The sequence below is a fragment of the Vibrio sp. Isolate23 genome (assembly GCF_022398095.1).
Classification (GTDB): Bacteria; Pseudomonadota; Gammaproteobacteria; order Enterobacterales; family Vibrionaceae; genus Vibrio; species Vibrio coralliilyticus_A.
The window spans coordinates 242,472-256,029 of record NZ_JAKEUV010000002.1 but is presented as its reverse complement, the minus strand read 5'-3'; the positions used below and the strand labels follow the sequence as shown (position 1 = coordinate 256,029).

At 45.1% G+C, this 13,558-nt stretch carries 12 protein-coding genes; 5 read left to right on the top strand and 7 right to left on the bottom strand.

Annotation, left to right across the window (positions count from 1 at the left end; genetic code table 11):
- Positions 1-40 precede the first annotated feature (40 nt).
- The 3 genes from L1D31_RS08235 to L1D31_RS08225 are packed head-to-tail and all read right to left on the bottom strand — an operon-like array spanning position 41 to position 2,840.
- Positions 41-778 (bottom strand): ElyC/SanA/YdcF family protein, encoded by a 738-nt coding sequence (locus L1D31_RS08235; protein ID WP_239836605.1) that lies wholly within the window; start codon positions 776-778, stop codon positions 41-43.
- Complete coding sequence (locus L1D31_RS08230) at positions 778-1,107, bottom strand: DUF3392 domain-containing protein (RefSeq protein ID WP_239836604.1); 330 nt, start codon at positions 1,105-1,107, stop codon at positions 778-780. Before L1D31_RS08230 ends, L1D31_RS08235 begins: the two co-directional genes overlap by 1 nt.
- Before the next feature lie 44 nt (positions 1,108-1,151).
- Entirely contained in the window at positions 1,152-2,840 is a 1,689-nt protein-coding gene (locus tag L1D31_RS08225) for an NAD-dependent malic enzyme (protein ID WP_239836603.1), read from the bottom strand.
- 142 nt (positions 2,841-2,982) lie between these two features.
- On the opposite strand from L1D31_RS08225, the gene L1D31_RS08220 reads away from it, so the two are divergent.
- The 3 genes from L1D31_RS08220 (at position 2,983) to L1D31_RS08210 (ending at position 6,726) form a co-directional block, all read left to right on the top strand.
- Positions 2,983-5,328: a DEAD/DEAH box helicase gene (locus L1D31_RS08220; protein ID WP_239836901.1), complete on the top strand. Its 2,346-nt coding sequence runs from the start codon at positions 2,983-2,985 to the stop codon at positions 5,326-5,328.
- A gap of 223 nt (positions 5,329-5,551) precedes the next feature.
- Positions 5,552-5,929, top strand: a complete 378-nt coding sequence (locus L1D31_RS08215; protein ID WP_239836602.1) for a transporter — start codon at positions 5,552-5,554, stop codon at positions 5,927-5,929.
- 167 nt (positions 5,930-6,096) lie between these two features.
- Complete coding sequence (locus L1D31_RS08210; RefSeq protein WP_239836601.1) at positions 6,097-6,726, top strand: transporter; 630 nt, start codon at positions 6,097-6,099, stop codon at positions 6,724-6,726.
- Between the two features lie 50 nt (positions 6,727-6,776).
- Here L1D31_RS08210 and L1D31_RS08205 read toward each other — a convergent pair whose 3' ends face one another.
- The 3 genes from L1D31_RS08205 to L1D31_RS08195 all read right to left on the bottom strand — a co-directional run bounded on the left by L1D31_RS08205 (position 6,777) and on the right by L1D31_RS08195 (position 10,171).
- A complete protein-coding gene (locus L1D31_RS08205) occupies positions 6,777-7,967 on the bottom strand; it encodes an amino acid aminotransferase (protein ID WP_239836600.1) in 1,191 nt (396 codons plus the stop codon).
- 209 nt (positions 7,968-8,176) lie between these two features.
- Positions 8,177-9,682 carry an HD domain-containing phosphohydrolase gene (locus L1D31_RS08200; protein ID WP_239836599.1) on the bottom strand — a complete coding sequence of 502 codons (1,506 nt, stop codon included), beginning with the start codon at positions 9,680-9,682 and terminating at the stop codon, positions 8,177-8,179.
- A 243-nt stretch (positions 9,683-9,925) separates the two neighbouring features.
- Entirely contained in the window at positions 9,926-10,171 is a 246-nt protein-coding gene (locus tag L1D31_RS08195; RefSeq protein ID WP_239836598.1) for a hypothetical protein, read from the bottom strand.
- Between the two features lie 196 nt (positions 10,172-10,367).
- Here L1D31_RS08195 and L1D31_RS08190 point away from each other — a divergent pair, with 196 nt between their 5' ends.
- Complete coding sequence (locus tag L1D31_RS08190; protein WP_239836597.1) at positions 10,368-11,759, top strand: PLP-dependent aminotransferase family protein; 1,392 nt, start codon at positions 10,368-10,370, stop codon at positions 11,757-11,759.
- Positions 11,760-11,855: 96 nt separating this feature from the next.
- Entirely contained in the window at positions 11,856-12,062 is a 207-nt protein-coding gene (locus L1D31_RS08185) for a hypothetical protein (protein WP_239836596.1), read from the top strand.
- An 86-nt stretch (positions 12,063-12,148) separates the two neighbouring features.
- Here the strand turns inward: L1D31_RS08185 and asnS are convergent, their stop codons facing one another.
- Positions 12,149-13,549: an asparagine--tRNA ligase gene (gene asnS, locus L1D31_RS08180; RefSeq protein WP_239836595.1), complete on the bottom strand. Its 1,401-nt coding sequence runs from the start codon at positions 13,547-13,549 to the stop codon at positions 12,149-12,151.
- Between the last annotated feature and the right edge of the window lie 9 nt (positions 13,550-13,558).

Sequence of the window (13,558 nt, the reverse complement as noted above, 5' to 3'; positions counted from 1 at the left end):
AACGATGTAGTTGGGGGTGAAGTCAGCCCGTTTCGATAGGCTATTCGGTGCCTTCAACTACGCTATCTTCAATATTTAATGGTTCTGCTTCGCTGGGATGAATTGGTTCTTTTGGCCCCAAGAATTTGGGCTTGGCTCGTGTGATGTAAAGATCCAATACGGCTTTGGCTCTGGCAAACACTTCTCGTAATCGGATTTGATAACCAGAATGTGCCGAAGGGCCGGGAACCGCAAAACATTTGGCATTGATATTATGGAAGTTGGCAATAAATAGCGCTCGCTCGCAATGAAACTTCTGAGTGATGATCAAAAAATTATCGGTATCAAAAATTTCCTTTGCTCGAACCACAGAGTCAAGAGTGCGAAAGCCTGCGTAATCAAGGTATATATGATTCTCAGGCACTTCCGCTTTGAGCAAATCACGCTTCATTGTCCAAGGTTCATTATAAGACCGGTGGGCATTGTCGCCGCTTAACAGGAAGTTATCGACTTTCTCACTTTGGTATAGATCGATCGCTGCACTAATGCGATTGGTATAGTAATCGTTAAGGATTTTTCCAAGATACTTACTGGTCCCCAAGACGACGGCGACATCAAAATTACCGACTTGCTCTGAACTAGTATAGAGCTGATCTTTGGTCTGATAGGAGACCCAGCGGTCTATCAAAAAGAGAGAGATAGCCGCGCAGATCAGCAAGAGAGGGATACAGCGAAGCCCCTTTAGCGCGTAGGCTAAATAATGATCAGAGGGTTTTGGTCTGTGAAAGAGTCTTCGCACTAAATTTGTCGATTCCGTTGTGCCCATGAACCAATTAATATAAAGCTGACAATAACAATAGAAAACATAATGCCAGCGTCCATATCACGTAATGTCCGAGCGAGGTAAGGGGTGGCTTTAACAATGATTAAGCCGTAACCAAAGGCGTTAATCAAGACAAATACGACGGTTCTGAGTACAAAGTTGTGGTTTCGCAGCGTTCTTCTGAGCAAAGTGTTGACTTCGCCACCAGCCATCACAAGGAAACAAGCGATCAGCGCTGTTGAAATCTCAGTTAGATAAGGTAAGAGATATTTTCCCGCAGGGGAAAGGAATTCAAAAATCATCATAAACAAAAAAGCCCCTATTAGTAGGGGCTGAGTCAATATAGTAATTAGAATGAAGTACGCTTGTAACGACGGTAAACCGGTTGCCAGAAGTGATTTTCAATCGCTTCTTCTAGTGCCTCGTCAGTAATTTCAAGCGCTACGCCCTGTGCAATCGCTTTCTTTGCTACTGCGAAAGCAATCTTCTTCGACACTGAGTGGATAGCTTCGAGAGGAGGCAGCAGTGCGCCTTGACCATTAATCGCCAGCGGAGAACACGTAGCGAGAGCACGGCTGGATTCCATGAGCATTTCGTCAGTAACACGTTTTGCTTGTACAGCAAGTACGCCTAAGCCGATACCCGGGAAGATGTAGCTGTTATTACATTGTGCAATTGGGTAAGTTTTACCATCATGAACGACGGGGTCAAATGGGCTGCCAGTGGCAACGAGAGCCTCACCGTTAGTCCAGCGAATAATGTCATGAGGCGTTGCTTCAACTCGACTGGTCGGGTTTGACAGAGGGAATACAATTGGGCGAGAACAGTGTTTGTGCATCTCTTTGATCACTTCTTCACTGAACAAACCTGGAGCACCAGAAACCCCAATCAGAACGGTAGGCTTGGCATTGCGCATAACGTCGAGTAGTGAGTAGCCATTGCTTTCCGCTTCCCAGTCGTCGGTGTTACTGTGCTTTTGTACCAGACGCTGTTGGAAATCAAGTAGGTTTGGCATGCCTTCCTGTAGCAGACCCCAACGATCCACCATGTAAACTTGTGAACGTGCTTGCTCGTCAGAAATCCCTTCCGATACCATTTGAGCGATGATAGCTTCTGCAATACCACAGCCCGCAGAGCCTGCACCAAGGAACGTCACGCGCTGCTCAGAAAGCTGCGTGCCCGCTGCCTGACAAGCTGCCAGTAGAGAGCCAACAGTGACAGCAGCCGTACCTTGAATATCATCATTGAAACAACAGATGCGATCTTTGTAACGTTCAAGCAAAGGCATTGCATTTTTCTGTGCGAAATCTTCAAACTGAATCAACGCATCTGGCCAGCGACGCTGCACCGCTTGAATAAACTCTTCGACGAATGCATCGTATTCAGAGCCAGTGATACGTGGATGACGCCAGCCCATGTACATCGGGTCTGCAAGACGCTGAGGGTTATTCGTACCAACATCCAGTACGATAGGTAGTGTGTAAGCTGGGCTAATACCACCACAGGCGGTGTACAGTGCAAGTTTACCGATAGGGATACCCATACCACCGATGCCCTGATCACCTAAGCCAAGAATACGCTCACCATCGGTAACAACAATCACTTTTACGTTATGGTTTGAGGCGTTGTTAAGAAGATCATCAATGCGGTCACGGTTTGCATAAGAGACGAATAGACCACGACCACGACGATAGATATTTGAAAAGTTCTCACAGGCCGCACCCACCGTTGGTGTATAGATGATCGGCATCATTTCTGAAACGTGGTTCTGCACTAAGCGGTAGAATAAAGTTTCGTTGGTATCCTGAATGTTACGTAGGTAGATGTGTTTATCCATATCGCTTTCAAAGTTGCGATACTGTTGGTAAGCACGTTCCACTTGTTCCTGAATGGTTTCAGTTGTTTCTGGTAACAAACCTTCGAGATTGAAAGAAGCTCTTTCTTCTGCTGAGAATGCGCTGCCTTTATTGAGAAGAGGCGTGCTAAGAAGCGCTGGACCAGCGAAAGGGATATATAAAGGGCGTTTATCGTTATTCATCACTTGCCTTGTCGTAGGGTCTTAAGGAACGGGAACCAGAAAATGATAGGGATTAGTGACCATATTGTAAACCGAATATTCATGCATTCTGGCACAGATTAGTTATATACTTTCCGCCTTTTCCACGATCTCGATGCTAACGATGTCCAGCTTACCTATAGATATTCTCAACCCCGACTTTCTGAACCTGCTTTCTACTCACCATATGATAGTAGAAGCCGAAACTGGCTCGGGCAAATCAACCCGATTACCGCTTTGGTCAGCAGAGAAGGGGAGAGTGCTGGTGATTGAACCGAGACGTATCGCTTGTACTTCGTTAGCGCAGTTTCTTGCGGAACAAAAAAAGGAGCCACTTGGTCGATCAGTTGGTTACTCAATCAAACTTGAAAACCGATGTGATGAAGAGACACAGATCGTCTTTGTCACCCCCGGAGTTGCACTGCGTTGGTATTCAGAAAATCGGTTGAGTGGCTATCAAACGATTATTATTGATGAGTTTCATGAGCGTCGTTGGGATACCGATTTGCTGGTTGCTCTGCTAAGCAAACTCGACCAGCACCGTTTGGTTATTACTTCAGCGACAATCGAAGGTGATAAACTTGCCCGCTATGTGGGTGCTGAAAGATTGCAGGCCAAAGGACGTAATTTTGAAGTTGCAGTTGCCCATAGAGCGGGTGACTCTCGTCAGTTGCCCGATGGCCGAAACTTGGAACAAAAAGTCAAAACCGAGGTAGAGGCTCTACTCAATATTGATGGCGATATTCTGGTTTTTTTGCCCGGACGAAAAGAGATAGCTCAGTGTCAAGGTGCGCTGTCACACATAAATGATGTGATTGTGGTTCCACTGCATGCCTCAGTTACTGAACAGCAAAGAGAAATTGCCTTAAACCAACAAAGCCTAAAGAAAGTCGTGCTTGCGACTAACGTGGCGGAAACCTCACTGACGATACCTAATGTCGTGGCGGTGATTGATTCCGGCTTAGAGCGCCGTACGGAACAGAGAAACGGTAAGACCACGCTGAGCTTGAAGCATATTTCTAAAGCCAGCGCTAGGCAGCGCAGTGGCCGCGCAGGTCGAGTTATGGATGGCGTGTGTATTCGTTTATATGGTGAGCATGCCGCTTTAGCGGATGTTACACCGCCAGAGCTTCATCGTGAAACATTGACTGAAGCAATGCTGGCATCGGCCTGTTGTGGTCAATCACTGGCGGATCTTAACTTCTTGGAACCACTGCCTGACAAGTCATTTGAGCTGGCGATGACTATATTGAAAAACATGGGGGCGATTGACGATTCCGGCCTTGCTACATCTCATGGTCAACGATTATACCCTTTACCTATAGACGCTCTGTATGCGGATCTGGTGACGCGTATGCCAACCCGAAAATTGCAGGAAGCTATGGTGGATCTTACGTCGGTTCTCGCTACCCCCGCGGCTTTGTATCGATTGTCGTCAAATACAGAAGCGTTAGAGCAACTCGATAAAGAAGAGCCATTGGGTTGTGATGCTGAGGTCGCGATTCGGACTTTGCGAGGTGAACGTCTACCGGGAGTGAACGTTGAATCGGATGTTCTGAAAGAAGCCAAAGCTTTGTCTGAACAGATGCGAGTGGTGTTCGAATTGCCGCAACTTGGCGTGGCATCTCGCTATGCACACCATGAATTGGTAGAGGCCATCGCTGCTTTGCATCCTGAGCTTTTGTTCGTTAGACGGGAAAAGCGCAAAGAGGCATTGGGCAACGGATATATGGAAGTCATACTAGGACGAGCGAGTCGGCTACCCAGTAATGTCGATGCAGCGCTGGTGTTGGATACTCACAGCCTACCAGGACGAGGCGTTAAGCAGACTTTAAACCTCGTAACCGTAGCTATGCCAGTCAATCTTGCACTGTTTGAAGCACTTGGAGTCGGAGAGTGGGTGGAAGGCGATGTAGTGAATGTTGATGATATCCCTCATGTCGAGCTCAATTTGATTTACGCGGGACGTAAGGTGGCTTCAAAGAAAACGCAAGCTGAGGGAGAATTTGCGATTAAGCCGCTGCTTGAAGCGGTAAAACGTGAGGAATTACTGCCCGGTTTTGCGAAACAGCGTCATCAGGAGATCGAACATTGGAAACTCTATCAAGCGCTAGATAAGACGCTTTCTCAGGCATGCCATGAACCACTCACTTTTGATACTTGGTTTATAGAACAACTCGAAGCATTAGAACTGACAGATGCCTCGGAGCTAGAAATGTTCAGCGCTGACGATTTTCCTTTTGATGGAATACCTTATTGGGAATACGAAGATTTTGCAGCGACTTACCCATTTGAGCTTTTCATTGGTGATTTACAACTAAGTGTTGAATATCACCCGAAAAAGAAGCTGGTGTATGTGGTGTATAAATCTGGATTGAGAAAGGGAGACCCAAAACGTTGGGAACTGCCGCGATGGCCCGGTTGGCGAGTTCAGTACAAGAAAGCGAGCCGAATCGTAGATATTCGATAGAGGAATAATTATCCAAACCGTAGGGATAAATTTGGTCTCTAAAATATTACGCAACAGATTGTGTATGTCTCGATTTTGTACATCTTTTGTTATCGGGTTGGTTTTGATATAGCTTTTTTCTCGAAAAAATGGGTATAAAAGACGATTGTTTTATATCCTATTGCTATATGACTAAGGATAGAGGATATTGAGAGCACTGTGTTGCCTACCAGAGGAGGTTGATATGGAACATCAGGGCAAGACTAGTGTTGTTTTTGACTATACTTCTTTTCTTGGCGCATCGTGCAGCAAAAAATGGACTTTCCTAGAAGCGATGAGTACGTTTGCCCCTATTTTCAGCCTTGCCTGGAAAAGTTCAATCAAAGAAGCAATCTCAGCCGAAGACCGCTTGTGGGATCAAGCGATGAAATCGCTCTCAGCAAGTCGTAGTGATGAGGCCAATATTCTCATACTGATGCAGATTGCTCGCAGTGAAGGTATTGAAGAGCTCAAGGTGGTTATGCCCTATGAGCTAGAGCAAGAACAAATTGAAAGCCTGGAAACTCGCTCAAATACCTCTATCGAAAGCGATCAGCAGGACGAACTGTTCATTACACTTTAAGGCCCTGTATCGGGCCTTATTCTCTTCAGAGAATCCTATATATCTCTCAATAACTTGCGTTAACTTGTTCTATACTTTCTAATCCAGAACGATGCCCATCTCTTGTTATAGAGGATGCGTTCTTTCCCATAGACTGGCTTTATTTGTCTGTATTAAGAGAGGTATTCATGGAAGTAAAACTGCCTTATCTGCTTGCTCCTATATTCTTGGTTACATCTTTATCCGCTTTTGGACAAAACACAGCCCACGACCTTAATTATAACTTTCTGTACGCAGACTTGAGTGCTGGCTCGTTGGATGAGAATTTAGGGGTTAATAGTAATGTGACCTCTTTGGCCGTCGGTGGCAATATGCTACTTGATGATCAGTTTCTCGCGACACTGGATTATGAAGCGAGGTTTATCCATCCGAAAGATACCACTACTGAGCGTTACACATTACTGCCCGGTGCAGCGTTCAGGTATTCGCTAGAGGATAAATGGGACTTGGTCGCAGGTGCTAAAGCAGGCTTTATATGGTCGACGCAAACGAATGATGTTACAGATGAGAAAATCTCGAGTGACAGTAAATTCATGTGGGGTGGCGATATAACCCTTAAATATGAATTGAGCAAACTTTGGGAACTGTCAGTGACTGGAGGAGTAAGGCGAAGTGATATCTTGGATGAAGATATCTTTAATATGCGTGGCGATTATCAAATCTCACCTAAGCTAATGCTTGGAGGTTTTTATACTCATCGCAATAACGGCTCGACAACGACTAACGAAGGTGGCGTGAGTCTACGATATTTACTTTAGGGCAGTAGTAATAGAAAGAGCCAGATGGCTCTTTCTATTAGAGAATAGGCTTACAAAACCGCTGCAATGGCTTTACACAGTGGCAGCATATTTGAGCGAGTCATACCGGCTACGCTGATACGGCCTGAACCCACGATGTAGATTCCGAACTCATCTTTAAGGCGAGCCACTTGATCTTTGGAAAGGCCAGAGAAGGAGAACATACCATTTTGACGCTCAATGAAGCTAAAGTCAGCGTCAACGCCTTGCTCTTTCAGTGTCGCAACAAACAGCTCGCGCATGTTTTGAATGCGGTCACGCATTTCTTTTACTTCCGCTTCCCACTCATTGCGCAGTTCAGCATTGTTAAGAATGTGCGTCACCACTGCGCTACCGTGTGCTGGTGGGTTAGAGTAGATAGAGCGAATGATGGCTTTCACCTGAGAGAATGCTGTATTTGCCGTCTGCTCTGATTCTGCAACTAAGGTAAACGCACCAACACGCTCATTGTAAAGACCAAAGTTTTTTGAGAACGAACTCGCGACTAAGATCTCCTTGTTGTACTTAGTGAAGACACGTAAACCAGCGGCATCTTCTTCAACGCCTTTAGCAAAACCTTGATAAGCAAAATCGAATAGAGGCAGAAGTTTTTTGTCCGCGACCAGTTTCGCTAATGTTTCCCACTCTTCAACTGTAGGATCAATACCTGTTGGGTTATGGCAACAGCCGTGAAGAAGGACGATGTCACCTTCAGACGCTTTTTCAAGGTCCGCGAGCATTGCCGAAAAGTCTTTGTCTTTTGTTTCAGCATTGTAGTAGCTGTATTGCGCAGTTTCGATCCCAGCGGCAGTGAATACACTGTTGTGGTTGGCCCAAGTAGGGTTGCTGATCCAGATCTTTACATTGCCAAGCTGACGCTTGATGAATTCACCTGCGACACGCAGAGCACCTGTACCGCCCGGCGCCTGTGCTGTCTTTGCCAGCTTGTTAGTTACAATGTTCGAGTCATCACCAAATAGCAGTTTTTGTACCGCTAGACCATACTCTGCAGTCCCTTCGATGGTCAGGTATGATTTGGTTTTTTCACTTTCAATCAGGGCGGCTTCGGCTTTCTTTACGGTCGCTAGAACAGGTGTTTCACCTTGTTCATTTTTGTAGATACCAACGCCGAGGTTAATTTTGTCTGCGCGAGAGTCTTTTTTAAACTCTTCCGTCAGTCCAAGGATAGGATCGGCAGGTGCAGCTACTACTTTTTCAAACATAATTGTCATCCATGTTAATCGAAGGGAGGATATAAGTATTTCGGTTATTTATACCTTATCTGCGCGCGCTGAGACAACATCAACCAGTAAGAAAATTATAAAATAAGCACATTTTGTTAGCGCTCGCTGCCTAACCTGCATTTTGCCAATAAAAAGCAGGTCAAAAGTGGTTGAACTTTGTGAATCAATGTGAAGTCGCTGGAAGAAATTTAAGCGGACGCACTGGCTTGAAGTTCTTCCAAAGCCATCGCATTCTCTTCTGCTTCTAAACTACGGTATTTATCTGCAATATCGACAAATTCTTGCTCTATGGTGAGAAACGCATCAACTAACTCAGGATCGAAGTGACTGCCTTTTCCTTCTAGGATTATTGATTTGGCTTTTTCGTGGCTGAAGGCTTTCTTGTAAACGCGCTCAGAGATGAGAGCATCATAAACATCGGCAAGTGCCATCAAACGGCCTGAGAGTGGGATTTGATCACCTTTCAAGCCTTTAGGGTAGCCTGCGCCGTCCCACTTTTCATGGTGGGTAAGTGCGATTTCTTTAGCAAGACGTAAGAAAGAGTTGCTGCCTAAGTGCTTTTCTGCAATCGACAGTGCTTTTGCCCCAATTTCTGGGTGACGTTTCATGGTGGTAAACTCTTCATCTGTGAGTTTACCAGGCTTGAGCAAAATATTGTCTGGAATACCCACTTTACCCACATCGTGTAACGGTGCCGATTTGTACAACAATTCTATATAGTTTGGAGTAAGAAGTGCTTTGTACTTATCAAACTGACTTAAATAATTGGCCAGCGCACGGATGTATTCTTGCGTACGCAGAATATGGGCGCCTGTCTCATTATCCCGTGATTCGGCAAGAGCGGAGAGGGATACAATTGCGACATCACGCGTCGTCTTTACTTCATCCTGACTCGCCTGCAGGCTATCGAGCATTTTATTGGTGAGTGAGGCCATCGAACCTAATTCATTATGCTCAAAAATAGGCAAGCGCTTGGCAATATTGCCTTGCGTAACTTCAAGCAATGAATACTCTTGAGTGAGCAAAACTTTGCGCATTAATTTGGTCCAAAGCACAAGAATTGTGACGACGTACGCGCCAAGAACCAATGACAGGTAAATAAACTCTTTAATGATACTGATAGTGCCACTGCCATCTAGGACATGTTCAGGGTTGTGTTGTAACCAGAATATATCTTTCACCGCAACCATCGTTAGCATAGTGGTAAGAGTCACGAGTAACATACAGATCATCATGATCATTTGCTTGACCATCGATTGACGTTCACCACTAAGTTCGAACTGATATTGTTCTTCCTGACTTAAGTGCTCGAACTGTTTGATCTTAGAAATGAGTTGGAGAATTAAACCCGTAAAGAACCCGAAGAGAGTCATACCGAACAAGACTTTAAGGTTGCTATCGAGAGCGAAGTCGTATTGAGTGTTATAGAACAGGGCCAGAGGAACACTACCCATGAAGAATAGAGTGGCATCAAGCCTTGCTTGACGTTGTTCGGCAAGGAGAGAGTGGTTGTTGAGCAAAAAATGTCGGATTAAGAATAGTGAGCCAAAGGTGACTCCAACATGAAACAAAATCTCTTTTGTTGTCAGTGTTTCAAGAAAAGGACAGACTCGACCTCCATAAGTGCCGAAAACCATCGCTGCAATAGCATACAGCTTTAGTGTGAGAGGCGCGTTGTAGTTTGAGTTAACCATCTTCTAGCCCTATTCTTGCGTTGAAATAAATCTGTTTGGATTAAGTTTCATATCCATCCTGTATAAATGACCCGCGATAGTATCGTTTCATTTCGAGTTTAGATAGATTTTTGCAACTTTAGTAGTAGTGGTAATACCAATTTAGGGATATCCAATGCCATCTCGCTACTCAGAAGAAAGCCACATAACCGCGCCCGGATATGTGGCTCTGCTGTTGTTTAGTGCACTTGCTATTAGCTTCGATTATTTAAGCTTTTTCGCTGCCCAGTCATTTACATGCGAAATAATCGCTTTTAGTGCGTGTTTTTGGGTCGGTTTTTCACCTTGCTCAATATCAATATCTTTTTTGGGGTGTGAACCTGTTGCGTCTTCGGCAATGTGTAGCCAATCTGGGTGCCAATAGTACGGCTGACCATGTGGAGCTATCCAGCTATGAACGCCGTTGCTTTCACCTTTATATTCGATATGCGACTCATCGTATTTTTTCATTATCATCAATCCTTACGTTAAGGTTATTTTGATCACTAATACGTGATTAAATGTAACAGAGAAGTAAATATTTAATGTGATTATCATCAACAAACGGAATGCGTTAAAAATTAACGAATTTGTTTTAATTAGCTTAAGCCAGTGTGAATCAAATGTGTGTTATCTTTTGTCACCTGAATGAAAAGGTGAGGGAAGTATGAATCGCTATCAACAGTTAGCTGAACAGCTTAAGTTACAAATTGAGAATGGTATTTGGCGAGCCGGAGAGAAAGTACCTTCTGTCAGAATGACCAGTCGTAACTGCTCAGTCAGCGCTTCAACTGTCCTTCAGGCGTATCAACTTCTTGAATCTCAAGGATGGTTACTCGCCAAACCACAGTCAGGTTATTTCGTTACCTCGATCATAGAACGGGTTCCAACTCCTGAGCTAGAAAGCAAAGTCGTTGCACCTGAATTTAACGATAAGCTGTATGAGTTCTTACAAAGTAACAGTAAAGCTGATATTGTGCTCGGCTCGGCTTTTCCTGACCCTCAATTATTTCCTCTTCAATCACTTAACCGTCATCTGGCGAGTGCGGGTCGTAAAATGCCACTTAATAGTGTGTTTGATAACATGCCGCCCGGTAATGAAGCACTGCGTCGCCAAATCGCGCAGCGTTACCTCAAGCAAGGAATAACAGTTTCTCATACAGATATCGTCATTACTTCAGGCGCAATGGAAGCGCTGAATCTAGGGCTACAGGTGGTAACACAGCCAGGTGATACTGTCATCGTTGAAGCACCAGCGTTCTATGGCGCCATTCAGGCAATTGAGCGATTAAACCTGAAAGCCATTGAAGTCCCTGTTCATCCTGAAACTGGGTTATGTTTGGAGAAGTTTGAGCGAGCGCTTAAAAAACATAAGGTGACGGCGTGCTGGTTGATGCCAAACTTCCACAATCCGACCGGAGCGAGCTTATTGTCCGCTAACAGGCAAAAGGTCATTGAATTGGCGAACCAACATCAGCTCGCCATCGTCGAAGATGACGTCTATTCCGAACTCTATTTTGGTGTTCACAAACCGATGCCGCTTAAATACTGGGACCAAGAAGATAGGGTGCTGCTCTGTGGCTCTTTATCCAAATCCTTATGCCCCGGTTATCGGGTCGGGTGGGTAGTTAATGGTCAGTACAACGAGCGTTTACAAAAGCTACAGCTGGTTTCAACGTTATCCGGTAGCGTACCTGTTCAGGAGGGGATCGCGCATTATCTCCAGTATGAAAGCTTAGATAATCACCTAAGAAAACTGCGTAAGGAATTGGCAGCAAGACAGTATGCTTTTATTGATGTTGTGGAGCGTTATTTTCCCAAAGGAACGAAGGTCAGCCGGCCCAATGGTGGTTACTTTGTTTGGCTAGAATTGAATGAGGACGTCGATACTTACCAGTTGTACCAAAGGTTGCAAAAGCAAGGAATTACCATCGCTTATGGCGGACTATTCAGCTCAAGGGAAAAGTTTCAGAACTGTGTGCGTTTGAACGCGTCCTATCCGATGACAAGTGAGTTGGAGCAGACCATTATTGAAATTGCTAAGGTGATCACTGATTAGCTACTGTTTGGCTATTTTTCGCTTCAACTGTACTGCGCTGACTGACGAGGTCTGTGATGAAATACACCAGAAATATAAACAGTTAGCGAGGAAAGTATGGAAAAACAACGCTATAAGCATGAATTTCGATTGATTGCCATCGCGATATTCAGCGCATTTTTATTGATTTTTGGTCACCTGATTCTTGCTAAGTCTTTTGCTGATTTGGTGTGGACGGAATACACTGCAGCCGCCATTCCGTTTGTGATGTTTGGACTTTGCCTGTTTGGTATTAAATATGCCTCGAAAGCAGAACAGTCTTAGGTGAAAAAAATAAACCTCCATATTGGAGGTTTATTCATTTAAAAAGCCTCCTTGGAGGCTTTTTTGATATTTCATTCACTTCTTATTTAGAAGTTGGCTGAGCGTGGTGTACGTGGGAATGGAATAACATCACGTACGTTACCCATACCTGTTACGTAAGAAACCAGACGCTCAAAGCCTAGGCCGAAACCTGAGTGAGGAACCGTGCCGTAGCGACGAAGGTCACGGTACCAATCCATGTGCTCTGGGTCGATACCGATATCGCGCATGCGGGCGTCTAGAACGTCCAGACGCTCTTCACGCTGAGAACCGCCGATGATTTCACCAATGCCCGGTGCAAGTACATCCATTGCTGCTACTGTTTTGCCATCTTCGTTTAGGCGCATGTAGAAGGCTTTGATGTCTTTCGGGTAGTTCTTAACGATTACCGGTGCTTTGAAGTGTTCTTCCGCTAGGTAACGCTCGTGCTCTGAAGACATATCGATACCCCATTCAACTGGGAATTCGAAGTCACGGCCAGAGTCTAGAAGAATCTGGATTGCATCAGTGTAATCAACCTGAGCGAAATCAGACTCAACAAATTTCTCTAGGCGAGTAATCGCTTCTTTGTCGATGCGTTGTGCAAAGAACTCAAGGTCATCACGACGCTCTTCTAGTACTGCTTTAAATACGTACTTCAGCATGTCTTCAGACAGTTTCGCGATATCTTCAAGATCAGCGAAAGCAACTTCAGGTTCAACCATCCAGAATTCCGCTAGGTGGCGGCTGGTGTTTGAGTTTTCTGCACGGAATGTAGGGCCGAATGTGTACACTTTGCTTAGCGCACAAGCGTAAGCTTCGCCGTTAAGCTGGCCAGATACCGTTAAGAACGTCTCTTTACCGAAGAAGTCTTCGTTGTAGTCCACTTTGCCTTCTTCTGTGCGCGGTAGGTTTTCCATGTCTAGTGTCGATACGCGGAACATTTCACCCGCACCTTCTGCGTCAGAAGCGGTAATAAGTGGCGCAGATACCCAGAAGTAACCTTGCTCGTGGTAGAAACGGTGAATTGCCTGAGACAAACAGTTACGTACACGTGCGACTGCACCGATAACGTTCGTACGTGGACGAAGGTGTGCTACTTCACGTAGGTATTCAATTGAGTGGCGAGTTTTCGCCATTGGGTAAGTCTCAGCATCTTCAACCCAGCCAACGACTTTCACGTCAGTTGCTGCAAGCTCAAAATCCTGACCTTTCGCAGGAGATTCAACGATAGTACCTGTTACTTCAACAGAGCAGCCTGTTGTTAACTTTAGGACTTCATCGTTGTAATTATTTAGATTATTAGGGACCACGGCCTGAATCGGGTCGAAACAAGAGCCGTCGTAGATGGCAAGGAAAGAGATTCCAGCTTTGGAATCACGACGCGAACGGATCCAGCCGCGGACAGTGACTTCACTGTCAACTGCTAGCTTACCGTTCAATACGTCTGATACAGGCGCGTAAGTCATGTTGTAAAT

What these genes read in the sequence shown, in the direction of transcription:
- L1D31_RS08230 (WP_239836604.1), bottom strand. Translation starts at nt 1,107, where the DNA reads ATGATGATTTTTGAATTCCTTTCCCCTGCGGGAAAATATCTCTTACCT.
- L1D31_RS08205 (WP_239836600.1), bottom strand. Translation starts at nt 7,967, where the DNA reads ATGTTTGAAAAAGTAGTAGCTGCACCTGCCGATCCTATCCTTGGACTG.
- L1D31_RS08225 (WP_239836603.1), bottom strand. Translation starts at nt 2,840, where the DNA reads ATGAATAACGATAAACGCCCTTTATATATCCCTTTCGCTGGTCCAGCG.
- L1D31_RS08210 (WP_239836601.1), top strand. Translation starts at nt 6,097, where the DNA reads ATGGAAGTAAAACTGCCTTATCTGCTTGCTCCTATATTCTTGGTTACA.
- asnS (WP_239836595.1), bottom strand. Translation starts at nt 13,549, where the DNA reads ATGACTTACGCGCCTGTATCAGACGTATTGAACGGTAAGCTAGCAGTT.
- L1D31_RS08215 (WP_239836602.1), top strand. Translation starts at nt 5,552, where the DNA reads ATGGAACATCAGGGCAAGACTAGTGTTGTTTTTGACTATACTTCTTTT.
- L1D31_RS08220 (WP_239836901.1), top strand. Translation starts at nt 2,983, where the DNA reads ATGTCCAGCTTACCTATAGATATTCTCAACCCCGACTTTCTGAACCTG.
- L1D31_RS08200 (WP_239836599.1), bottom strand. Translation starts at nt 9,682, where the DNA reads ATGGTTAACTCAAACTACAACGCGCCTCTCACACTAAAGCTGTATGCT.
- L1D31_RS08195 (WP_239836598.1), bottom strand. Translation starts at nt 10,171, where the DNA reads ATGAAAAAATACGATGAGTCGCATATCGAATATAAAGGTGAAAGCAAC.
- L1D31_RS08190 (WP_239836597.1), top strand. Translation starts at nt 10,368, where the DNA reads ATGAATCGCTATCAACAGTTAGCTGAACAGCTTAAGTTACAAATTGAG.
- L1D31_RS08185 (WP_239836596.1), top strand. Translation starts at nt 11,856, where the DNA reads ATGGAAAAACAACGCTATAAGCATGAATTTCGATTGATTGCCATCGCG.